This window comes from Novosphingobium sp. 1529, from assembly GCF_040544855.1.
In the GTDB taxonomy this organism is placed as follows: domain Bacteria; phylum Pseudomonadota; class Alphaproteobacteria; order Sphingomonadales; family Sphingomonadaceae; genus Novosphingobium; species Novosphingobium capsulatum.
On sequence record NZ_JBEPKW010000011.1, the window covers coordinates 1 to 22,667 of the forward strand.

The 22,667-nt window shown below is 63.7% G+C and carries 20 protein-coding genes and 2 pseudogenes; 17 read left to right on the top strand and 5 right to left on the bottom strand.

What is annotated here, in order from left to right; all coding sequences use genetic code 11:
* Window positions 1-580 precede the first annotated feature (580 nt).
* The 9 genes and pseudogenes from ABIC78_RS17230 to ABIC78_RS17270 form a co-directional block, all read left to right on the top strand.
* A complete protein-coding gene (locus tag ABIC78_RS17230) occupies window positions 581-850 on the top strand; it encodes a helix-turn-helix transcriptional regulator (protein WP_022678177.1) in 270 nt (89 codons plus the stop codon).
* Window positions 851-855: 5 nt separating this feature from the next.
* A complete protein-coding gene (locus tag ABIC78_RS17235) occupies window positions 856-1,743 on the top strand; it encodes a replication initiator protein A (RefSeq protein ID WP_502915693.1) in 888 nt (295 codons plus the stop codon).
* Between the two features lie 191 nt (window positions 1,744-1,934).
* Entirely contained in the window at window positions 1,935-2,459 is a 525-nt protein-coding gene (locus tag ABIC78_RS17240) for a DUF2840 domain-containing protein (protein ID WP_354490998.1), read from the top strand.
* Window positions 2,456-3,037: a S26 family signal peptidase gene (locus tag ABIC78_RS17245; RefSeq protein ID WP_354491000.1), complete on the top strand. Its 582-nt coding sequence runs from the start codon at window positions 2,456-2,458 to the stop codon at window positions 3,035-3,037. The genes ABIC78_RS17240 and ABIC78_RS17245 overlap by 4 nt, the downstream gene beginning before the upstream one ends.
* Before the next feature lie 245 nt (window positions 3,038-3,282).
* A complete protein-coding gene (locus ABIC78_RS17250) occupies window positions 3,283-3,987 on the top strand; it encodes a lytic transglycosylase domain-containing protein (RefSeq protein ID WP_354491118.1) in 705 nt (234 codons plus the stop codon).
* A 793-nt stretch (window positions 3,988-4,780) separates the two neighbouring features.
* Window positions 4,781-5,152 carry a hypothetical protein gene (locus tag ABIC78_RS17255; protein WP_022678182.1) on the top strand — a complete coding sequence of 124 codons (372 nt, stop codon included), beginning with the start codon at window positions 4,781-4,783 and terminating at the stop codon, window positions 5,150-5,152.
* Window positions 5,149-7,059: a type IV secretion system DNA-binding domain-containing protein gene (locus ABIC78_RS17260; protein WP_354491002.1), complete on the top strand. Its 1,911-nt coding sequence runs from the start codon at window positions 5,149-5,151 to the stop codon at window positions 7,057-7,059. The genes ABIC78_RS17255 and ABIC78_RS17260 overlap by 4 nt, the downstream gene beginning before the upstream one ends.
* On the top strand, window positions 7,059-9,824 hold the full coding sequence (gene mobF, locus ABIC78_RS17265) for a MobF family relaxase (protein ID WP_354491004.1): 2,766 nt from the start codon (window positions 7,059-7,061) through the stop codon (window positions 9,822-9,824). The genes ABIC78_RS17260 and mobF overlap by 1 nt, the downstream gene beginning before the upstream one ends.
* Before the next feature lie 159 nt (window positions 9,825-9,983).
* Window positions 9,984-10,088 (top strand): annotated as a pseudogene (locus tag ABIC78_RS17270) (transposase domain-containing protein); the annotation flags it as partial.
* 557 nt (window positions 10,089-10,645) lie between these two features.
* Here ABIC78_RS17270 and ABIC78_RS17275 read toward each other — a convergent pair.
* On the bottom strand, window positions 10,646-11,851 hold the full coding sequence (locus ABIC78_RS17275; protein ID WP_354491006.1) for an MFS transporter: 1,206 nt from the start codon (window positions 11,849-11,851) through the stop codon (window positions 10,646-10,648).
* Here ABIC78_RS17275 and ABIC78_RS17280 point away from each other — a divergent pair.
* Entirely contained in the window at window positions 11,850-12,722 is an 873-nt protein-coding gene (locus ABIC78_RS17280) for an AraC family transcriptional regulator (protein WP_354491008.1), read from the top strand. The genes ABIC78_RS17275 and ABIC78_RS17280 overlap by 2 nt on opposite strands.
* Window positions 12,723-12,780: 58 nt before the next feature.
* Complete coding sequence (locus tag ABIC78_RS17285) at window positions 12,781-13,059, top strand: hypothetical protein (protein WP_354491010.1); 279 nt, start codon at window positions 12,781-12,783, stop codon at window positions 13,057-13,059.
* A 189-nt stretch (window positions 13,060-13,248) separates the two neighbouring features.
* On the opposite strand, the gene ABIC78_RS17290 is transcribed toward ABIC78_RS17285, so the two are convergent.
* Complete coding sequence (locus ABIC78_RS17290; RefSeq protein WP_354491011.1) at window positions 13,249-15,567, bottom strand: TonB-dependent receptor; 2,319 nt, start codon at window positions 15,565-15,567, stop codon at window positions 13,249-13,251.
* 345 nt (window positions 15,568-15,912) lie between these two features.
* Between ABIC78_RS17290 and ABIC78_RS17295 the strand changes: the two genes are divergently transcribed.
* Both ABIC78_RS17295 and ABIC78_RS17300 read left to right on the top strand, forming a co-directional pair.
* Window positions 15,913-16,311 carry a hypothetical protein gene (locus ABIC78_RS17295; protein WP_354491013.1) on the top strand — a complete coding sequence of 133 codons (399 nt, stop codon included), beginning with the start codon at window positions 15,913-15,915 and terminating at the stop codon, window positions 16,309-16,311.
* Window positions 16,308-17,798 (top strand): PepSY-associated TM helix domain-containing protein, encoded by a 1,491-nt coding sequence (locus ABIC78_RS17300; RefSeq protein WP_354491015.1) that lies wholly within the window; start codon window positions 16,308-16,310, stop codon window positions 17,796-17,798. The genes ABIC78_RS17295 and ABIC78_RS17300 overlap by 4 nt, the downstream gene beginning before the upstream one ends.
* 332 nt (window positions 17,799-18,130) lie before the next feature.
* Here the strand turns inward: ABIC78_RS17300 and ABIC78_RS17305 are convergent, their stop codons facing one another.
* On the bottom strand, window positions 18,131-18,256 hold the full coding sequence (locus ABIC78_RS17305) for a hypothetical protein (protein WP_354491126.1): 126 nt from the start codon (window positions 18,254-18,256) through the stop codon (window positions 18,131-18,133).
* Here ABIC78_RS17305 and ABIC78_RS17310 point away from each other — a divergent pair.
* A pseudogene (locus ABIC78_RS17310) lies at window positions 18,204-18,905 on the top strand (SDR family oxidoreductase). The gene ABIC78_RS17305 and the pseudogene ABIC78_RS17310 sit on opposite strands and share 53 nt — an antisense overlap.
* A gap of 336 nt (window positions 18,906-19,241) precedes the next feature.
* Here ABIC78_RS17310 and ABIC78_RS17315 read toward each other — a convergent pair.
* Both ABIC78_RS17315 and ABIC78_RS17320 read right to left on the bottom strand, forming a co-directional pair.
* Window positions 19,242-19,694 (bottom strand): YaiI/YqxD family protein, encoded by a 453-nt coding sequence (locus ABIC78_RS17315; RefSeq protein WP_028657620.1) that lies wholly within the window; start codon window positions 19,692-19,694, stop codon window positions 19,242-19,244.
* 230 nt (window positions 19,695-19,924) lie between these two features.
* Window positions 19,925-20,701: a S1/P1 nuclease gene (locus ABIC78_RS17320; protein ID WP_354491017.1), complete on the bottom strand. Its 777-nt coding sequence runs from the start codon at window positions 20,699-20,701 to the stop codon at window positions 19,925-19,927.
* A 393-nt stretch (window positions 20,702-21,094) separates the two neighbouring features.
* Between ABIC78_RS17320 and trbB the strand changes: the two genes are divergently transcribed.
* Genes trbB through ABIC78_RS17335 form a run of 3 tightly spaced genes read left to right on the top strand, consistent with a single transcriptional unit; the run spans window position 21,095 to window position 22,661 of the window.
* On the top strand, window positions 21,095-22,054 hold the full coding sequence (trbB, locus tag ABIC78_RS17325) for a P-type conjugative transfer ATPase TrbB (RefSeq protein ID WP_354491019.1): 960 nt from the start codon (window positions 21,095-21,097) through the stop codon (window positions 22,052-22,054).
* Window positions 22,051-22,383 (top strand): TrbC/VirB2 family type IV secretion system protein, encoded by a 333-nt coding sequence (locus tag ABIC78_RS17330; RefSeq protein ID WP_022675391.1) that lies wholly within the window; start codon window positions 22,051-22,053, stop codon window positions 22,381-22,383. The genes trbB and ABIC78_RS17330 overlap by 4 nt, the downstream gene beginning before the upstream one ends.
* Complete coding sequence (locus ABIC78_RS17335; RefSeq protein ID WP_171795484.1) at window positions 22,380-22,661, top strand: VirB3 family type IV secretion system protein; 282 nt, start codon at window positions 22,380-22,382, stop codon at window positions 22,659-22,661. Before ABIC78_RS17330 ends, ABIC78_RS17335 begins: the two co-directional genes overlap by 4 nt.
* Window positions 22,662-22,667 lie beyond the last annotated feature (6 nt).

Here is a 22,667-nt window from a genome sequence, read left to right on the forward strand (position 1 = left end):
CAGCGACAACCTAAACAGGCACTGATCGACGCGCCGCGACAATCACATTCTCATCCTGATTGACGCGCAATCATCATCCAGTTTGTCGCGCTACAGCGAGATCCGCTACAGCCACAACGAGAAGGCCGGCCGCACCTACTACAACACCGAAATTGTCGCCGACGAGATCGCGTTTCTCTGACCAAGCCGGGGCGGCTTACCAGGCCGCCCCGGTCCCGATCGGCAAGGCTCAGCCACACAATTCTTTCTCGTACGTGACGACGTTGCCTGCTCGCGCACGGGCAAGACCGTGAACAATTCCGCGAAAGTATAATACGCGAGCGGCGCGGCCAGCGTCCTGCCGCCGATCTGTTGCTTCTGCCTCTCGCGGCGTAGCGCTGCGTGCGCTGCCTGCGACCTTGGTCAGGTCAAACATCGCCATGCGCCCAATGCTGCGGCTTGTCGCGCCGCTGACCCCGGCGGTGTGACAAAAGCAGCCGGGGCATTTTTGTCACTCCGCCAAGGCACCAAAACCACGCCAGACTTGGGCTCTCTCGACTGCGCTACGCCGCAGCACGTCGGAACATGACGGAGCCTGACAATGAACTCCATTCCTGCCCCGATCTATCCCCGCTATTTGCGCACGCCTGATGCGGCCGTCCATCTCGGGTTGTCGCCGCGCACGCTCGAAAAGCATCGCTGCTATGGCACCGGCCCGGTCTATCACAAGCTTGGCGGTCGGATTGTCTACGCGCTCGCCGACCTCGATGCCTGGGTCTACCCGGGGCAGCGACGCTCGACGCGTGACCCAGGGCGCGGCGTAGTCCATCCGGCTCGCCGCCAGCCCGGCACCGGGCCGGTGCGGCGGTGAGCGCCCTGTCCGCCGCGTCGGCGCGCACCAAGCCGTCAACGCGCGACGAGCCTGACCTGTTCGTGCCCCGGCGTGGCCCGATCGCGCCGCGCGACGCGCAGGATCTCATGGTCTGGCCGTTCTTCAGTCTCGCCAAGAACCACCGCACACGACCGATTGATTTCCGCATGGGTGACGTCGCGATCCGGGTGGAGGCTACCCACGAACACGGCATGGCCACGATCTGGGATGCCGACGTGCTGATCTGGGCAGCGAGCCAGATCGTCGAGGCCCGCGATGCGGGCCACCCGACATCGCGGATGATTGCAGCGCGCCCGCACGACATTCTCACCTTCACGCGGCGGGGCACCGGCAAGGCTAGTTATGCGCGCTTGAAAGCCGCACTCGACCGCCTGCAGTCGACCACGATCGCTACAACCCTGCGCCAGCCAGAGCGCGGCCGCTGCCAATGCTTTTCCTGGATCAACGCGTGGCGCGAATGCAGCGATGCGCGTGGCCGCGCTTGCGGCATCGAACTGATCGTGTCCGACTGGTTCTATCAGGCCATACTCCAGCCGCAGTGGGTGCTGACGATCGATCGCGCCTATTTCGGTCTCACCGGCGGACTCGAGCGCTGGCTCTACCGTCTCGTGCGCAAGCATGGTGGGCGCCAGGTGGGCGGCTGGACGTTCGATCTGCCCCATCTCCACATGCGCTCGGGTCTGCTCTGGCCGCTCAAGCGCTTCGCCTTTGCGCTGCGCGATAACGTCAGCCGCCAGGCCCTGCCGGGCTATACGCTCACGCTGTTTGCCGAACATGGGCGGCACTGGCTGCGCTTCGTGCGCTCACCCGAAGATTGTTACGCCGTGGCCCTGCGGCGGGTCGGGCTGGCGCCTGTGGATAAGTCGTCATGACACACGGACGATCAGGAACCCCGACATTCAGACCATCGGGAACCGCTTTCTCGGACGATCGGGAACCGATTGGCGCGGATCGCCCCGTTATTTCAGAGGCTTATTGGTCACCTAACCGACCTAACCAGGAATCCTCCGGATTCCTGCTAACGCCGTCATGCTGTGGACAATCCGCTGCTGAATGCGGCCGATTGGGTACAACGGCGTGCGCAGGGGCGGCGACCAGCAACCCCTCGGCTAGCGGTGCGACCGATGATCCGCTGACCCATGTCACGCTGTTCTGGCCGCACGGCCACTGCGAGCACTGGCTGCGTTTCGGCAAGCCGGTCGCCACCCGCCGCGGCGAGAGGGGGCGCCGCGTCGAGAGCTATGCGCCAGGCCAGATCTTCGCGCTGGTGCGCTGGGCCGGCCATGACCATGGCACTGCGCTCTCGCACCTTGCCATCGTCCGCGCTCTGCCACGCGGCACTGCCGTTTCGCGCCTCGCATCGGTCGATCCGGGCGGCGAAATCCTCCTTGCCGTCCAAGGCTGGCGCCGCGTAGCCCGCGTCTTTGCCGTAATCGCTGCGATCGAGGCGCTGGGCGTTGCGCCCGAGGAGGTCGCTGCGGATCACTGGCGGCTCATCCACCACCGCCTTGCCGCGCGCCGGACAGCGCGGATCAACGACCCCCGGTGCCAGGCCGCCTGGCTCGCACGGCGGGAGAGACAAGCATGAACCGGCGCACCCTGCTTGCGATGGAACTGGCCGTGGCCGCTCTGGTTGTGCCGACCCTGCTGCCTTCCCGGCCGCGCCTGGTATGGAACGCGTCGTCCAGCGTGCCAACCGGGCTTTACTGGATCGAGCCGGCCACGCAGCTGCTGCCAGGCGAGCGGCTCGCGGTGCGCCTGCCGGCGCCGTGGTCCACGCTGATGGCGCGGCGCGGCTACTTGCCGGCCGGCGTGCCGCTGATCAAGCCCTTGGCAGCGGCAGCAGGCACGCGCGTCTGCCGATTTGGGCCAGAGGTCACGATTGCCGGCCGCCCGGTGGCAGTGGCGCGCGCGCGCGATCGCATTGGCCGCCCGCTGCCGGTTTGGTCAGGTTGCGTCTCCCTCGCTCGTGATCAGTTGTTCCTGCTCGCGCCAGCGCGCGGGGACAGTGTCGACAGCCGCTATTTCGGGCCAGTGCCGCGCAGCGCGGTGTTTGGCGTTGCCCACCCCGTGTGGACCGACGAGCGTGGCACCGGCCAACGTGTGTGGTTCGCTGCTGGCGCATCCCCGCCTCCGCTTTCCCCTTTACCAAGGATGCGGCCATGAGCCCGAGCGATCCACTTCGCATGATGACTGTTGGCGCTTGCCGCCCGGGGCCGAGGTTGCTCTGGTCAGGCGCGCTGCTGTCGGGTTTGCGGGCGGGCGGAGATGGCAAGTGGGCTGGTGAATACCGGCTAGAGGCCATTGTGTCCGGGTTCGCGGCGCAGTGCAGACGGCTATTGCGCGCCAGCGACAGGCCTTATTGTCCGGCACGTTCTGGGCCGGCGTGGCCATTGCTGTGGCGCTGCGCCATGCGACATGTCGCGGCTGTCACGGCAGCAATCTGGGCCTGTGGTCTGGGACTGCCTGCCGTGCCGGCTTGCGCTAAGCCGGTGCCGCGTGTCGCAGCGCCAGACCCCGCCAGCCGATCGCCGTGGGCACCGTTCGTCGCCGAAGCGGCAGCGCGGTTCGCCTTGCCTGAAGCCTGGCTGATGGCGATCCTGGCCGCCGAAAGCGGCGGCAATGCCGCCGCTGTCTCGCCGGTCGGCGCGATGGGCTTGATGCAACTCATGCCGGCTACCTGGCGCGCGCTGTCCCGCGCGCATGGCTTGGGTGACGATCCCTTCGCCCCTCGCGCCAATATTCTTGCTGGCGCGGCCTATCTGCGCAGTTTGCATGATCGCTACGGCAGTCCAGGTTTTCTTGCCGCCTACAATGCCGGACCGGGGCGCTACGAAGCCTATCTCCGCAGCGGGCGCCCCTTGCCCGCCGAGACGATGCGTTATGTGGCACGCCTCGCCCCCAGGTTAGCGTTGCCGGGGAATGTCGCTGCCGCTGACCCCACGATGCCAGAGCCGCATCCGGCATTACCGGACTGGCGTGCTGCCCCGTTGTTTTCCTCACCGCACCAGCCTGCGGCAGCAGCCGCGGCGATGAGCCCGGTCACGGTGGACGCGGATGTCGGGCTGCCCAGCGCGGGGCTGTTTCCTCGGGAACGGGGGAGCCGCCAGCCATGACTGCGCAGCGTGCACCGTTGCGGCCTATTTGGCGGCCAGAGGCATTGCTGCCTGCGGATACCGGCCTGTCGGCATGGAGGCCAGGAGGCGGCGGAAAAGACGCGGCGCTCTCGCCGCGGAGCGCAGCGATTGCCCGTGTTGTGGCTGTGCCGCCGGCATGCGGTTCCTGTCATAGTCAGGCCTGGGACGGGATTAGCATGGTCAGCGGTAGCCGCGGCGCGGCCTCGCATGGGCCTGCCTTGGTCACTGCAGATCGGGCGGCAGGTTCGGGGCTGACCTGCTGCCTGCATCAGGCAGCGCAGCCCGATCCCCATTTGCTCCGCATTTGCCGGCAGGACGTGACCGCCATGGCGATGTTCTCTTGGCGCCTGGGCCACCTTCGCTTCGTCTGTCTTTGGCCAACGGCACACGGTGATCGCCAAGCTGCGCGCCATGGTCGCAAGGCGCTGATCCCGGTGTGGACCGCCGTACAGGAACCAGACTTGTCAACCAATGCGGGGGGAGCGTTTGCGGCCGCGTCGGGTCGCCACGCGGTATCCCGTCCACGCCGTTCATCCCTTACCACAAAGGATGCAAAGATGCCCGATCGTTCCGCGATGCTCGCCGGTGCGAGGGGCTGCGATGCTTCGCATCGAGCCCATGATATTTCGCCACACCTCACGCACGTGCGCATCCTGGTTAGGCGCCAGTTTTCCCGAGCGTTCAGCGGTTTTGCCGACTGGGCTGATGCTCCGAGCAGCGCATTGCGCGATGTTTGCAAGAGTGCTGCAGGCACTCTTGAGGAGGCGGTACGATGAGGCCGGTGCAGTACACCGTGCGCGTGCCAATCAAGGTCGACAAGGCCATTCGGGCTCTGGCCAAGCGCGAAGAGATCAGCGTCTACGCGCTCGTCCAACGCTGTGTGCAGGTTGGTGCGGAGACCCTTGCCGTGCCACCTGGATCTGACACGTCGGTGCAGGAGATCATCACGGAACTGGCATTGGCCAGTACGCGGTTGAGTGATGCCGAGCGGATGCTCGAGCGGGTGCTGTTCACGGCCTGCGCAGCGTATGGTTATGCGCGCGCCGCCGCCTTGGGGCTGGCAGAAAGCGATGAGACAATCACCGCAGAGATTAACGCGGCCCACCGTCGGCAAATGCTGCTGGCGCAGGAGCGCAAGCAATGATCGGCTCGTCGGATCGCCGCATCCATGCTGATGCGCTGTACAAGCAGCACCAGGGGCGAAGTCTGACATACTTCAAGCGGCAAGCGATCGCCTTGCTGGTTTGCGTTGCCCTGGGTGCGATGGCCTTGCCGAGCGTTTTCATAGAACGGAACGTGGTTGGCGCGGCCGAGACCTATCATTGGGCGCGTGTAAAACTCTGGGCCGTCTCGGCCTGGACCGAAGATACCGGGGTCGATGTCAGACGGGGTAACCAGATCGATAAAGACCGGTCGGCGCGCGCGATTATCGCGCATCCCTATTTTGCGCGCAGCGCCCGGCAGGTTCGGACCTACGCCGTGTGGGGGAGTGTGCTGGGCTGCTTAGCCTGGCTCGGTATCCTGCTGGCCAGGCGCGACATGGCGCTGCGCCGCTATGGCCGCTTGCTTGCTGACAGATGGATGGCCGGAACGGCGATTACCACAGAAACGCGTCTCGCGCGGCGGACGGCCAAGGAGGCGGTACGCTTGCCCTTGTCGATCGGCACCGTGCCGATCCCGACGGAGCTGGAAACCCGCCACATGGCAATGATCGGCACGACCGGTTCGGGCAAGACGACTGCCCTGCGCCAGTTGCTCGACGCCATCGAGGCGCGCGGCGAGGCTGCCTTGGTCTACGACACCAGCGGGGAATTCATCGCCCACTATTACTGCCCCGAGCGGGGCGATATCGTCCTCAATCCTTTCGACGCCCGCTGCGCGTTCTGGTCGCCCTTTGCCGAGATCGCCCATCCTGCCGACGCAGACCGCATCGCCCGCCAGCTCATCACCGAGACTGGTACGCATGACAGCGATGTGTGGCTCGAAACCAGCCGTATCCTGGTTGCCAACATGCTTCGCGCCCTCTGGCGCGAGAAGAAATGGACATTGGCCGACTTGCTGGATGCCCTCCAAAACAGGAGCAAAGCCGATCTAAAAGCATGGCTTGCCGCCACCTCGTCAGCGCGGACTTTCGCTGACGATGCCGACCGGGCGACTGGCAGCGTGCTCTTCATGCTCGCCAAAGCCGCCGACCTGATCCAGTTCCTGCGTGTCGAGGACAGCGGGGGCGTGCCCTTTGCTTTCCGCGATTTCATCCATGGGCTCGACAAGCGCGAGGGGGCCCGTCCCTGGATCTTCGTCCCGCGCAAGGAGGATTACTTCGAGGCCTCGAAGCCTTTGCTGGCCTGCTGGTTGGAGTGCGCAGCCAGCGCGGTGCTCGGCCTGGCGCCATCACCGGAGCGGCGCATCTGGTTTGTGTTAGATGAGCTTGCCGATCTGCCCCGGGTCGACAATCTGGCGCGACTGCTGCCCGAGGGCCGCAAGTTCGGCGCTGCCGTCATCCTCACCTTCCAGGCGCTCGGACAGATGCAGCATCGCTATGGGGCGCAGCTCGCCGAATCCATACTGGGGTGCTGCAACACCAAGCTGTTCCTGCAAACCATCGACGGAGAAACCCAGCAATGGGCGAGCCGCACCATAGGCGAGTGCGAGGTCGAGATCCGAACCATGACCGATGCCATGGCTAAGCGCGAGGCAGGTTCGCGTACCACGTTGGGCAGCGTGCGCAAGGTCAACCCTCGCGTCTTGCCGAGTGAACTGCGCCTTCCCAAGTCCGAGGGTTACCTGCTTTTCCCCAATGGCCTGCCGCTGGCCCGAATCAAGCTGACCGCCGATCATATCTCCCAGCGTGGACCTGCCCGCGTGCCGGGCTTCCTGCCCGGTGACCCCAGCCATACGCTATGGGAAAAAGCGACCGCCGCCACTCCACCGACATTGTCTGCACCTGCGCCTGCGCCTGAGTCGTTGCCTGCGCCGACAGCCGCGGCAGCTTCCAGTGCGCCACGACAGCCACCCAAGCGTCAGCAACCCAAAAGCCAGGGCCCTGTGTAATGGTCGCGTCCGTCTTTGCGCTAACCAATCCCGGGCAGGTCGCTAGCTATTACGAGGCTGATGATTTCCGCTCGGAGGGCGAAGTTTCGCCCTCGTATTGGCAAGGCCAGGGGGCTGCGGCACTGAGCCTTTCGGGTGAAGTGGACCGTGAGCAGTTCCGAGCAATGCTCGAAGGCAACGTCGCTGGGCAGCAATTGGGTACCATGCGGGATGGCAACCGCGAACATCGTGCTGGATGGGACATCACATTGAGCGCGCCCAAGTCAGTGTCGATCATGGCCGAGGTCGCAGGCGACCAACGGCTGATTGCCGCGCATCGGGAAGCTGTGCACATTGCCATGACCCACGTCGAGCAGCACATGGCCGCAACGCGTGTCCGGGAGGGCGGCCAAACCGTTCGCGAGACAACCGGCAATCTGGTAATCGCTAGCTTCCAGCATGGTACCAGCCGGGCCCAGGATCCGCAGCTTCATACCCACAATGTGGTGATGAACGCGACACACGACGAAGATGGCAGGTGGCGCAGCCTGGAGCCTCGCGCCATTTATCAACTGCAGAAGCAGATCGGCGCCATCTACGGGCAGGAGCTGGCGCTCAAAGTCCGCGAGCTCGGCTATGAGATCGAAGCAGGCAAGAATTCCCAGTTTGAGATCAAAGGTGTCTCCAGTGAGATCATTGCAACCTTCAGCACCCGCAGTGCTGCCATTGAGGCCAAGCTGGCGGAGCGCGGCACTTCCCGCATCGAGGCCAGCGCGGCCGAAAAGCAGATAGCCACATTGGCCACGCGTCCCGCCAAGGTGGCTGCTGACCCTGCTGCTCTGGTCGAGGAATGGCGCGAGAAGGCGAGCAGGGCCGGATTCGACTCGGCGGCGCGATTAGGCCTGATCGAGCAGGCGCAGAAGAGGGCTGCAAGTTCGGCTTACCAAGGGGAACTGGCGATAGATGCGACCGTGGCCAATCGCGCTGTCGCCCAGGCTGCCGAGAAGCTGGGTGAGCGGCAATCGGTGTTCGCCAGTGCCGCCTTGCATGAGGAAGCGGGACGGATCGGACTGGGCAAGATCGGGTATGCCGAAATCAGTGCAGCCGTGAAAGCGGCCACCAGCGCTGGCAACCTGATCGAGCGGACATTCGTAGATCGTCGCGGCGCGGCGTTTTCCGGTTTCACCACCCGCGAGAACGTTGAGATCGAGACCAGCATGCTCAAGATCGAAGCCAAGGGGCGCGGGGCATTGGCGCCGATCGCCTCTCCACTCTCCGCTGCCAAGGCGGTTGCCAACGCTGCCATGCGGGCCGAGCGGGCAGGAATGGCCTGGAATGCAGAGCAGCGTGCTGCGACGCAGCAGTTACTCACCAGCCGTTGCCGGATTACGGCTTTGCAAGGATATGCCGGCACCGCCAAGACGACTACTGTCTTGGCGACGTTTGCGCGTGAGGCCGAAGCGCAAGGCGCATCGGTCAAGGCACTGGCACCAACGGCAGCGGCGGCTATGGTGCTGGGCGAAGCACTTGGCGCCAGGGGCGAAACGGTCGCTCGCCATTTGCTAACTCCGCAACGCACCAACTCGGGCCAGCCGGCAGTGTGGATCGTTGATGAGGCATCCTTGCTCTCTGCCCGCGACACGGCACGTTTGTTCGCGCAAGCAGAAAAGGACAACGCGCGCGTCATCCTTGTCGGCGACGTCCAGCAGTTGGGATCGGTTGAAGCAGGTGCAGCCTTCGCCCAGTTGCAAGGCGCCGGCATGAACACGGCAAGGCTGCATGACATCGTCCGGCAGACCAACTTGGCGACCAAGGAAGCGGTCCTGGCTTCCATCGAAGGCGATGCAAGACGGGCACTTGCCGCGCTGGACCGGGGTGGCGGGCGCATCGTTGAAAGCGCTGACCGGGCCGAACGCTTTGCCGCCATGGCCACGCACTATGCCGGGCTGGACAAGGCAGTACGCGCGCGCACGCTGGTGATCGAGCCATCACGCGAGGGCCGTGACGCGCTCACTGTCGAGATCCGTGATGCCTTGACCCGAGCAGGCGCATTGTCCGGCCCGGCGGTCAGGATGCGCAGCCTGGCGAACAAAGGACTAACCCGTGTCGATGCGCGTGACCCTTTGGCCTACGACAAGGGTGATATTGTGCGCTTCACGCGCGACTATGTCGACAAAGGCGTGGTCCGGGGTGAAGCCTATCGGGTCGAGTCGATCGACCCTGACAAGGCGGCCATCACGCTCAAATCCGAGGACGGGCGGGAGGTGGATTGGCGTCTGCGGCAATGGGGGGCAACCAACAGCCAGGCGTTCGTGCCGCAGAAGTTGGACTTGAAGGTTGGCGACCGTATCCAGTTCACCCGCAATGACCGTGAGGCAGGGCGCATCAACGGCGACCGCGGCGAGGTGATCGCCGTGGACGAGCAATCACGCAGCGCGACTATCCGAACGGCGCGGGGTAAGAAGGAGACGCTGCAGCTTGATTCAGCACGCGATCAGCACATCCGGCATGCCTATGTGGACACGGCCTTTGCAGCCCAGGGCCGCACCGCCGACCATGTCCTGATCCATGCCGATAGCAAGGCAACCAACCTGGTCGATCAAAAGAGCTTCTACGTCGGGTTATCCCGGGCCAGGGCAACTGCGACGGTCTTCACCAATGATCGTGACCGCCTGATTGCGGCAATCAGCGAGCGGGCTGGGCAGGTGCAGACGGCTGTGGCGCACGTTGCCAGCGCGATGCCGGCGCCCTCTGCGGCCAAGACGCTAGGCGCTGGGTTGGGCTGAAAGACAAAGAGGGTAGATACCTACCGTTGCCCGGAAATCTGCCATGAGATTTTGGTAGTCTTCCGAGTGTTCAGGTCGCGCCATCTGCGTAGACATCCGCTGAGCGGCGCCTTGCCGGTTGGATGATATGTCGGTTTTGAGGTTGCATTCATTTGCGAACTTACCGCCCGGGTCAACGACGCCAATCCGCTCACCTGGTTCACCAACGTCCTCGCCAGAATTGCGGACATCCGCCAGACCCGACTTCACGAACTCCTTCCATGGCACTGCAGGGTTGCTCAGCAGCGACACATACAAGGAAATTGCTGCCTGAATTCCGCCGGCTCCGCGCCAGCTAGCCGATGGGCATTCATCAAATCACGCCGGATCCCTACAAGGCCCTAGCCGATTAGCGCAAGCACTGCGCGGCACCGCGCTGCTTTCGCCCGCGCGGTGAGTGTGTCGCCGTCCGGATCCCGGAGATAGGCAGCGAAAGCACCGTTGGGACGTTCACACGGTGGAGTTTCGATGGAGGTGCCGCCATGCGCAGACATGGTCCGCGCTACGGGCGGCAATGCCGATAGTTCCGCCATTGGCCGCGGTCGCCGGGTGGCCGTCAATCGGTCGGGTGATCATCAATCTCCTCTTATCGTGATCGTAGATGAGCCGGCCGCTCGCGTCCGTCTCGCCCGGCTTGCCGCCACGCGCGTCAGACCATCGACCTGTTTTCCCAAGCAATGGCAGCAATCTCGGCGGGCACCTTAACCACAACATGGAAGTACCCAACAGCGGACCTTCGCCGCGTGCCGCCACCATATTCGCGGTGGAACCCGCGGCTTCTTCTAGATTTTGCGTTCTGTGGGATTGGGCAGGAAGACGGCCAATAACCCGATCGCGGGAAGGAATGCGCAAACCGCGTAGACCATGTCGATGCCCGATCGGTCAGCGACTTCGCCCAGGACTGCCGCACCTATGCCGCCCATTCCGAATGAGAAACCGAAGAACAATCCCGAAATCATCCCTATTTTCCCCGGCACCAGTTCCTGTGCGAAGACGACGATCGCGGGAAAGGCTGATGCCAGGATAAGGCCGATCATGACCGTCAGCGGCCCCGTCCAGAACAGGCTGGCATGTGGCAACAGCAGCGTGAACGGCAGCGCGCCCAGGATCGAGAACCAGATCACATGTTTCCGACCGAACCTGTCTCCCAGCGGTCCACCTGCGATGGTTCCGACCGCGACCGCTCCCAGAAAGACAAACAGGTGCAACTGGGCCACCTGCACGCTCACCGCGAAACGATGGATCAGGTAGAACGTGAAGTAGCTGGTGAGGCTGGCCAGATAGACATATTTCGAGAAGATCAGGGCAAGCAGGATCGCAATCCCGCCGAGAGCCTTTTTCCTAGGCAGAGGTGGCGCAGCCCGCTTGCCGGCGACACTGAGCGAGAGACGTGCCAGGCCTTGATGCCTGTACCATTGGCCGACGTTCCACAAGATTGCACAGGACAGTAGCGCAAGCATTGCGAAGAACGCGAGGCTCGACTGGCCCCAGTGCATCACCACGATCGCGGCAGCCAGCGGGCCCAGCGCAGAGCCAGCATTTCCGCCCACCTGGAACATGGACTGGGCCAGACCATGGCGGCCACCTGCGGCCATTCGCGCGACGCGAGACGACTCAGGATGAAATACCGAGGAGCCCATGCCCAGCAGGGCCGCGCCGACCAACAAGAGCCCGTAGCTGTGCGCAGCGGAAAGCAAGAGAAGCCCGGCCAATGAGAACAAGGTACCGCCGGGCAAAGCATTGGGGGTCGGGTGCTTGTCCGCGTAGAGTCCCACCAGGGGCTGCAGAATCGATGCCGTCATTTGGTAAACGAGGGTGACAAGGCCGATCTGGCTGAACGATAGGCCGAGCTCCGTCTTGAGATTGGGATAGATAGCCGGGAGCAGCGACTGCATCATGTCGTTGAGCAAATGACAGAAGCTGATCGCCACGATCACGCCATACACGGTAGTATCGGCTGATTGCGCGGCGGCTTTCGTAGCGTTCATGGCTGGCTCTCGTTGGTGGTGGTCGCGCCATTCCTTAGAGCGTTACAAGCTGTCCCGCATTCCGGTATGGGCCATTCACTTCTTCATGTGGGACATCCAAATGCCTTGGTCCGATCCAGCTTTGGTTGAGCATATCGACCGCCCCATTGTCGCTATCAGCAACGAATACCCTCCTGCATTCGAGCTCGATTGGCATCAGCATCGCCGCGGCCAGTTGCTTTATGCGGCTCGAGGTGTGGTAGTCGTCAGCACGCCACACGGCGCTTGGGTCGCTCCGCCCGAACGCGCCATCTGGACGCCTGGCGGTGTCAGCCATGCTGTGCGGATGGTCGGTGAAGTGAGCACGCGCAGCGTTCTAATCGAACCGGATGTGCCCGGCTCGCTGGGAAATGCCAACAAGGTCATCCCAGTCTCGCCGCTACTCCGCCACCTGCTGGAAGCCGCATGCGACATACCTCCCGAATATGATGTCGACGGGCGCGATGGTTTGGTCATGTCGCTTCTGCTCGCTGAACTTGCCCGAGCACCGACAATGCCGTTGGCCGTCCCCTTTCCCCAGCATGTCGAAATCGCGCGAAAATGCCGAACTTTCCTGGAAGCGCCCAGTGCCCACGATACGATCGACCAGTGGAGTTCCGATTTGGGGATGGGACGCCGCGCATTCACGCGTGCATTTCGACGTGAAACCGGGCTTAGCTTCGGTGCCTGGCGACAGCAAGCCTGCCTGCTCATCGCGCTGCCGCGCTTGGCTGCTGGAGATGCCGTGACAACCATTGCTTTTGACCTGGGCTATGAAAGCCCGGCTGCCTTTACGACAATGTTCAAACGCCTGATCGGGGTGGCGCCGAGTCATTACCGATCGAATAGCTAACGCCACCCCGGGCCGCGACTGGTCAGGCTTGCGGTGAACCAAGGACAGCTTTTGGCCGGTGGCAAAAGCAGCTGAACGGCAGAAATTTTGGATGGATTATGCTCCTCCTGTCATTCTGGCAAAGCGGGCCAGTGGGATGCGGAAGGCGTTTGCGGAAAGCGCTATCGAACGCGTCTGCTGTTTCATAACCGATATCGTCGGCGATCCGGTCCAGCGATTCGCCGCCGCGCTCAGCGCATCCTTGGCGATCGCCCTGCACCAACAGGTGAGACAGTTCATCGGCGCGCGGTCAACGGCTAGGCCGAACCGCGCCGAAAAGGCTGGCGTTCAAGCGTGATGCGCGGTTCCAGCAGCGCGCGCATTGGATGATCAGGCTGGCTGGCAGGCACCAGCCTGAATCTGGGCACATGGTCCGGGGCGTTCGCAAGGCCCCCGGACCATGGTGCATCTGCAGGCCTCTTCTGCCCGGCAGTTCGCCCGGGATGGCCATGGGCGGTGATGGCTATTGTACGCGGCCCCATCTCATTCAGAATCGACCTTCGAACGACAGGCCGATGATGCGGGGGTCGTTCACGACACCGCGGAGGTGACCGTCGAGATCAACGAAGCTCTGGGTCGGCTTCTGGACGTTGAAGATATTGCTGACAACGACGAACGCCCCGAAATGGTCGCCCTGCCAGCCCAGCTTGGTGTTTACCAGCGTGCGGCCGCGGATATCCTGCTCGGGCGGGATCGCAGGCTGATTGACGATGTCCTGGAAATAGCCGCTGCGATAGTTTGCGTTGACGTTGGCGAAGAGCCCCGTGGGATGCTGCCAGGTTGCGCTGCCTGATACCGTCCAGTGGGGTGCCCTGCTGAACTGGTTGCCAGGCACGAACTGGAAGAGTGTCCCGGTCGAGGATGCGGCATTCTCGAAGCGGGTATTGCTGTAACCCGCGCCCAGGAAGAGATTGAGTTCCGGTGTGGGCCGCCCGCTGATTTCGAGTTCGGCACCATAGAGACGTGACTTGCCGGCGTTGACGACCTGCGTATCGAACACCGACCCCGGCGTCAGTTGCACAGAGACCTGCTGGTCCTTCCAGTCGATATAATAGACGTTGGCGTTGACCGTCAGCTTGCGGTCGAACCATTGCGAGCGCACGGCGAACTCATAGTTCCATGTGTATTCCGGGTTGTATTCATAATACTGCCCGCGCTGCTGGTTGAGGCCGGACCCGCCCGCGCGATAGCCGCGCTGCGCCGTCAGGCTAAGCGACACGTCGCGGGTCAGGTCATAGGTGATGCCCGCTTTGGGGAGCCAGGCCTGGTAAGTGACTGTGCGCTGGGGAAGAATGCTGGTGGCGTTCGCGGCGGTCGCCTGCAACAGGGCGTTCAACTGGGTGACGATCGGCGCCAGTGCGGGAGATAATGCCGTCGGATCTGGCAATGCGCCGGTGATGGCAACGGTCTGGACAGAGCCGCGATTCTGGCTTTCGTGATCGTAGCGCAGCCCGGCGATCAGGCGCAGCTTGTTGGTGAGGGGGAACGTCAGGTCGGCAAAGGCGGCCCGGTTCTTGGTGAGGCGTGGCTGGGTAAGTGTGTTGGCGATCGGCACCGTGCCGCCATACAGATTGATGACCGTATCGACCGTTGCCTGCGGCATCCCCATCCCCAGCAATGTCCGGTCGATGCCAAGGCGGCGTAATCCCAGATTTTGCGTGGCGCGGAAGAGATAATCGCGATTGTCGTCGCGCAGGTAATAGGCACCGACCAGGCCCTGGACCCAGCTTTTCTGGACGTTCAGGCGCAGTTCCTGCTGAAACGTCTTGCTCGGATCACGGATCATGCCGACCTGGCCCGGTGTGGCGCTGCGATCCTGATCGTAGGTATTGAGGCTGCGAATATTGCTGTAATTGGTGACCGAAGTGAGCTTGAAGCCCCCGCCAAGGTCATAGTCGGCCTCAAGTGTCGCGATGTCGCTCTTGACGGTGAGGATGTCGGGCACGTCTTCGGTCGCAACGCGCTGCGTGAGCGTATAGGGTGCATCAAATTGCGTCCAATCTGTGCCGCGTTGGTGGCGGTCATGCAGATAGGTCGCGACAATGCGCAGTCCGGGCAATGCCGCGGGGGTGAGCAGCAGCTTGCCGCGGATGGTCTCGGATTCGCGTCGGTCGCCATCGGTGTGCAATGTGACGTTTTGGACGAGGCCATCGGCGCGGGCAATCTCGCCAGCAATCCGGAACGCGAGTTGCCCATCGATAAGCGGACCGCCGATCGCTGCGCCCGCACGGCGTTGGCCGTCCTTGTCGGTCATGAGCAGCCGCGCCTTGCCGCTCCATTCATAGGTCGGATCGGTCGTCCGAATGATGACGGCCCCGGCTAACGCGTTACGCCCCTGCACGGTCGATTGCGGCCCACGGAACACCTCGACCTGCGCGATATCATAAAGATCGAGTGGCCCGACACTGAGCGCGACCTGCGGGAGAACGGCGCCATCCAGATATACGCTTGCCAGTGCGCCGTCGCCGCTGCCCGATACGTTGGACGCGTCAATGCCGCGGATCGAAAAGGTGGTGCGATTGCCGCTGATCGACAGGTTGGGGGTGCGCTCGAGGACGTCATAGACGCTCAGCAAATTCTGGCTGGCGATCGCCTGATTGGTCGTCACCGCGACGCTCGCCGGTGTGTCCTGCAGCGTCCGGTTCGATTTCTGCCCGGTAACGATGATTTCTGCCGCGCCTTGCTGACCAGCAGACTGATCTGCCGGGCTATTCGCTGGAACCATCTCCGGTGTGGCACCATGGGCCGTTCCCGCGGCTGTCAGAAGCAATGCAAGCGCGCCGAAGCGCGTGCCGATATTGGACATGGCTATTCCCCCGAGTTGGCTGCGCATCGACTATTAACGTTGCTCTTGAGAGTCAATTGCATTAATTGACTCTCGAAAAGATCGAGATGGGGCGACAATGAGCTTGTTTGGAGATACATTCGCGCCGGTTGGCGGCACTGGCATCAACCAGGCATACGCTGGGTGGCGAGGGGCCTGGTGATTCCGTTTTTGACGTCCGCCCTGTTCGTGGGTGCAGGTATTGGCGGAAGCTGGTTCCTGCGATGCGCTTGGACAGACCGGGAGCGGGAGCGCCCTGACTTCAGGCTTACCGGCTGGGGCATATTGGTCGGTGCTCTGCTCGCATCAGCGGTCTGGATCGGGCCGATGCTCGGTCTCGCCTACGCCCTGACGCTGTTGCCTGTGGGCAGTCTGCTGGTTGTGGTGCACGGCGCAACCAGACGCGCGGCGCGCGAGTCCCGGCGAGCACGGCTTGCCCCTGCGCCGCTGGACGGCAAGTCGCGCGCATGGCGTGGCTGGCTCAAGGCCCTTCTGGCCGGGCCCCTCGGGATGCTCGCGGCGATGGCACTAGCATTCTGCTATGCTGCCTGGGCGCCCGGTGCGATTCAAACCCGCCTGTTAATCGCCGCCCTGCTAGTCCCGGCGCTCTGGGGGCTGGCCATGACTTGGACTCTCGCTGACCAGCGGATTATCCGGGCGACGGCCGTGCTGGGGGGCACAACCATCCTCGGTTTTGGCCTCGCCTTTCTGGGAGGCATCGCATGAGCCGTCCTGCCGAACGCCCACGTGGCGGCCTTTGGCGTAGCGAGATCGTGCGCGCCGTGCTGAACGGCCATTCTGTGCTGGGCATCGCCTTTGCCGCCGTGATCTACATCGTCTGCCTGAGTGGCACGCTCAGCGTCTTCGTGCGTGATTTTCAGCGGTGGGAGCAACCGGCCGCCCCGACCTTCCCGGTCGCCAGCGATGCGGCGATCGGACGCGCTGTCGTCGAGATGGGAAGCGGGGTAGGGACCGACAAGAATTTCTACGTTCTGCTGCCAAGTGACGACTTCCCGCGTCTTCTGCTCTCGTCGGGCAATGACGCGGATGACGAGGCTTGGTACGCCGATGCCAATGGCCATCTCGCCATGCGCGCGAAATCGCCCTGGACTGACTTTCTGGTCGATCTGCACACGCGGTTGCACCTGCCGCAGACCTTGGGTCGCTTTCTGGTCGGCCTGACGGGAGTTGCGCTCCTTTCGTCGCTGATTTCCGGTATTCTTGCCCATCCCCGTATCTTCCGGGACGCCTTTCACTTGCGGCTTGGCGGGTCGCTGCGGCTGGAGCAGGCGGATTTGCACAACCGTCTCGGTGTCTGGCCGCTGCCTTTTCATATCATCGTCTCACTCACCGGCGCACTCTTGGGACTGAGCACCGTGATCGTCGGCATTCTTGCGCTCCTGTTGTTTCGTGGCGACAGTCAGCAGATCTATGCGTTGCTGGCACCGCCGCAGGCGAAGGAAGACGCCCGGCCAGCACCCATGCCCGATGTAGCGACGCTGATTGCCGTAGCGCGCGACCGTGCGCCCGGTGCGCAACTGCGCCAGATCGAGGTCAGCCACTGGAGCCGCCGCGATATGCGGCTGGAACTGTCGGCATCGCGGCGCCGGTTGATCGCGCAGCAGGACAACATCACCTTTGATGCCACCGGCAGGATAGTTGCCGAAAAGCATCCCGCGGGCCTGACCGTCGGTGAACGGATACTTGGCGCGCTGGGCCCGCTGCATTTTGGCTGGTTCGGTGGGATGGCCGTTCGCATCGCCTATGGGTTGTTGGGTCTGGCGCTCTGCGTCGTCACTGCATCGGGGATCACCATTTGGCTGGCGCGGCGGCGTGACAAAGGGCGAGCGGCACCAGGATGGGAGCGGCAGTGGGCGGCGATCAGTTGGGGACAACCGGTCGCAATAGCCACGACGGTGCTGCTTGCGCTGCTGCTCCATGGCCGGATGCCGGACGGGACCTTGGTAGCGGTCTGGGCAACGGTCACGCTTCTCTCAGCGATCATCGCGTCGGCGCTAACGGCGAGCTCCGCAGCCGACCTGGCCAGTGCGGGACGCATTGCCACCGGTGTGCTGCTGCTGGCCTCAGCGGGAATACATGCGACGCAGTTCATGCACGGTGCGACAGACTTCGCGGGTTTTGTTGTAGATGGCGTCATCGTCATCACTGCAATTGGGCTGCTGCGATCAAGCTGGCCGCGTGGGCTGCCCTGAGGGTCAAATCATTGGAATGGGTCGCGGCAGCCTTTGCGCCCAATTGCAGGAAAGAATTCTGGTGCGCCGGAGGGTCAAGCATACACCTTCGGCGCAGTCCAACCGGTCATTCGCTGGACTACGGCGCCATAACAACCATCCTCCTGCATCAAATGAGCAGGGTCTTGCAGGTAAAAACCTACTCACTTCATGCTGTGGGCGGTACTATTATCGGCGGTTATACGCTGTTCCTGCTGTTGGCGGCTATCCTGTGCCCGAATGCGTGACCGGTGCTTTGGCTTCAGGCGATGGTGCAAAAAACATTGCGGAATTTGCAGCATCTGCCGCGTTCGTCACTTCGGAAACGTTGCCGCCAGATGGTCGATCAGCGCGCGCACCGCAGGGGTCACCGGTGGCACCTCGGGCATCGGCCTTGCCACCGCGCGGTCGTTCGCCGCAGCGGGAGCCTCGGTGTTCATCACCGGACGCCGCCAGGACGCACTGGATGCGGCGGTGAAAGTGATCGGCGGCCGGTTAACCGCCGTGCGTAGCGATATGTCGAAGCTTGCCGATATCGACTGCCTCTACGATGCGGTTCAGCAGCGCCATAGCCAGATCGATGTGATCTTCGCCAATGCGGGTGGTGGCGGCTTTGCCCCGTTGGGCGCCATCAGCGAGGAACACTATCAGCAGACGTTCGACACCAATGTGAAGGGCGTTCTGTTCACCGTGCAAAAGGCTTTGCCACTGCTGCGCGATGGCGCCTCGGTGGTGCTCACCAGCTCGGTCACCGCGATCACCGGCGCGGCGGCCTTCAGCGTCTATTCGGCCACCAAGGCGGCGGTGCGCAATTTCGCCCGCAGCTGAATCCTTGACCTCAAGGACCACAAAATCCGCGTCAACACGGTCAGCCCGGGGCCGATCGAGACGGCGGGCCTGGTTGAACTGGCGGGCCCTGACGCCGCAGCCCAGCAGGGCCTACTCGATTTCATGGCTGGGCAGGTGCCGCTCGGCCGCGTGGGCCAGCCCGAAGAAGTCGCCAAGGCAGTGCTGTTTCTGGCCTCCGACCAGTCGAGCTATGTCAATGGCATCGAACTGTTCGCTGATGGGGGCATGGCCCAGATCTGATCCGGACAGGACGGCGCCGCCCAGCTTAGCCGGAAGCGCCGCCCCTCCTTGTCGCTGGACCATCATGATACAGGCGCCCGGTTGCGTCGGGTGGGGCAGCGCAAGGTGCGCGCGCAAACTTGGGCAAGTCTTCGGCTATGGTGACGATACGCGCCTTCGCAGGGCCGTTGCCGGACCTTAAGCGAAATTAGCGTGCTTGAGACATCGCCCGGCATTGCCGGGCCAGCGCCGTAAGCACATTTGGTGCGGATCGCAGCCTGACCGATCAAAGCTAGGCGTGCTCCCCTGATTTGACCCCAATCGTCTCTCTGTGTGGCGAAATCGGCCAACTCAGCGTCATCTGCTCCGTTGCTGCAGCTTGGTCAGCGCCTCATCAAGCGCGGAGAGAAAGCGTGAGCGATCGGCCTTGCTGAACGGGGCGGGGCCGCCCAACTGCTCGCCACCGGCGCGCAGATCGGACATGATTGCCCGCATGGCGATGGCGCTACCGATTGAGGCGCTCGTGAAGGGTTTGCCAGTTGGTGCGATGACCGTGGCGCCCAATTTCAGGCAACGATCGGCCAGCAGAATGTCGGCGGTGACTACCAACGTGTCGGCGAGGGTGTTCTCGACGATCCAATCGTCGGCCGCGTCGAATGCGTCGCTCACGACCTTGCGCGATATGAGCGCGTCGTGCGGCACCCGAATCGGGCTGTTGCTGACGACAACCACAGGAACCTTGTAGCGGAGCGCTACCTTGTAGGTTTCCTCTTTCACCGGGCAGGCATCGGCGTCGATCAGTATCTGCATCATGACCTACCGTAGAGCATCGCACGAAAGAGGGGGAACCGGTTTTTTGCCAAAAATGCTGCGACACCATCATCCTGGGCCCTGCGGTATGGTTGCCAAGCGCGCTGCTAACGCTGCCGCGCAATGGCCGCCGGCGCTCGCCAGCAGTGGCGCAGCGATCGCAGGGCGGTGCCGCGGCAAGCCCCCGACATTGCCGCATCAGACCGCGCACCGCGCCGTTGAGGTCGGTCTCAAAGCGCCGGTTCGAACACCGCATTGAGATAGGCCGCGATCCGCACCCCGGCGCGCTTGAGGCGGTCCTCGATCTCGGGACGGTGCTGGTAGGCGTAGCTCCACGACAGTGCCGGGTCGGTGGGGTAGATGGTCTTGCGCAGGGCCACGCTCTCGCGGATCCAGACGTGCGGATCGCGCTGGTTCCAGGCCACCACCTGGGCCGGGGTGATCGCGCGGGCGAGCCAGCCGGCATATTCGGAATAGGACAGGCCCTGCTGCTCGATCAGGGCCGAGTCCCACACGCTGTGGAGGTTTGTCGGCTTGCCGAACCAGGTGACCTGGACGGTATTGCCGCCGCGATCGGTGCCGGCGCCGGCGTGCAGCGGCTGGTGCAGATCGCCGATAATATGGACGATGAAGCGCAGGGCCATGCGCCGCTGTTCGATCGGCGCTGACGGGTCGCGCAAGGTTGCGGTAAACCGGGCGAGGGCTGTCATCGCATCGCCTTCGGGCGGGGCGTCACTGGCGACATAGTCGTCTCCCTTGACCGTGACATAGTGCCACGGGCTGGCCTGCTTCTGCCAGAACGGGTCGGGATCGGATTTCATCTCGTCGGGCCAGGTTGCCGCCTGGGCCAGGTCTTCCGAGCCGAGCAGGAGGTGGACTTGCGCGCGCGCTAGGCCACTGAGGTTGGCATCGGCGATCGCGCCGGTGATGCGATGGCCTTCGGGACCCCAGGCGTGAGCGGGCGAAGCCAGCGCCAGCGAGAGAACAACCATCAAGGATCGGCGCATGCGTCTGTTCTCCAAGGAGATTGCGATCGGGCGTCGTTAGCGGGGCGCCGCGATGCGGACAACGGCGCTGCGACAGGACGCAGCGCAACGGGCTTGGTCGCTCGTCGCATGGACCGCAGTGAGGCGACTCATGCGACTGCTGCTGGGTAGGTCAACCTCGTCGTCACAGAAGAGCGTGCGGCAGAGAATCTGCGCTAGACTGGCCGATTGTACGCCAGCCTGCGAGAGCGGCAAGTAGCTGTTGCCTTTGGTGAATTTGCTGCCCTCTTAAGAGGCCTTGCCGCGCTGGCATCGGGCCGCGCGGATTGAGCAAGGCGCGTGATGTCCAGTCCCTCTTCCCTTTCCCGCAGCGCGTCGCCCGAGCATGCTCCTGGTGCATCGCGTGGTACGCGCATGCTGCGCACTGCATTCGGGCCGCGCATTTGCGCCTGGCTCGATGACCCCGCGGTGGTTGAAGTCATGCTTAACCCTGATGGCCGGCTGTGGCTCGACCAGCTTGGTGAGGGACTGGTGGCAACGACCGAAACCCTTTCAGGCGAGGATGCCGAGCGCATCGTCCGGCTTGTGGCGCACCATGTCGGTGCTGAAGTTCATGGCCGGGCTCCGCGTATCTCGGCGGAGTTGCCGGAAAGCGGAGCCCGTTTCGAAGGCCTGCTGCCGCCGGTGGTGGCCGCGCCGAGCTTTGCCATTCGCAAGCCCGCCAGCGCGGTCTTTACGCTGGGCGATTATGTCGCGGCCGGCATTTGTCGCCCCGACCAGGCCGAGGCGCTGCGCAACGCGGTGGCATCACGTGCCAACATTCTCGTGGCGGGTGGGACTTCGAGCGGCAAGACCACGCTGGTCAATGCCCTGCTCGCCGAAGTGGCGCGCTTGCCCGACCGGGTCGTGTTGATCGAGGACACCCGCGAGCTGCAATGCACCGCGCCCAATCTCGTCGCCCTGCGCACGGGCGATGGTATCGCCACGCTGTCCGAATTGGTCCGTTCGGCGCTACGGCTGCGGCCAGATCGCATTCCCATCGGCGAAGTCCGCGGCGGCGAAGCGCTCGATCTCGTCAAGGCCTGGGGCACCGGTCATCCCGGTGGCATCAGCACGATCCATGCCGGATCCGCGCTCGCGGCTTTGCGCCGCCTCGAACAGCTCATCCAGGAACGCGTCGTGACGGTGCCGCGCGCCCTGATTGCCGAAACCATCGATGTCATCGCGGTGCTGGTTCGCGACGGGCCGGCCCGCCGCCTTGCCGACCTCGTCGCAGTCACCGGCCTTGCTGCCAACGGCGATTACCAGTTCGCCCCGCTCGCTGCGTCCGCGGGGCATGCCCCTTCCATCCTACCTGAAGGAACCCTGCCATGAATGCGCGTTGCCATCTTTTCCGCCGGCGCTGCCTCGTTCCGCTGCTCCTCCCTGCCGTGTTGACGGTATCGGCGGGCACGGCTCATGCTTCAGGTGCCTCGATGCCTTGGGAGGCGCCGCTGCAGTCGATCCTGGAATCGATCCAAGGGCCGGTTGCCAAGATCATTGCCGTGATCATCATCATCGCTGCCGGGCTCTCGCTGGCGTTCGGCGATACCTCGGGCGGCTTCCGGCGCCTGATCCAGATCGTCTTCGGTCTCTCGATCGCCTTTGCCGCCTCGTCTTTCTTCCTCTCATTCTTCTCATTCGGCGGTGGGGCAGTGCTGTGAGCGAGGATGCTCCCGATCCCGCCATCGTTCCCGGCTTTGCCGTGCCGGTGCACCGCGCCCTGGTCGAGCCGATCCTGCTTGCCGGCGCGCCGCGCAGCTTGGCGATCATCAATGCCACGCTTGCTGGCGCGGTTGGGCTGGGCTTGCGGTTGTGGCTGGTCGGCTTGGCCCTGCTTGCCGTGGGCCATGGGCTTGGCGTCTGGGCCGGGCGCCGCGATCCCCAATTCGTAGAAGTCGCGCGGCGACATCTGCGCTTCCCGGCCTATTTTGCGGTGTGAGGGTGT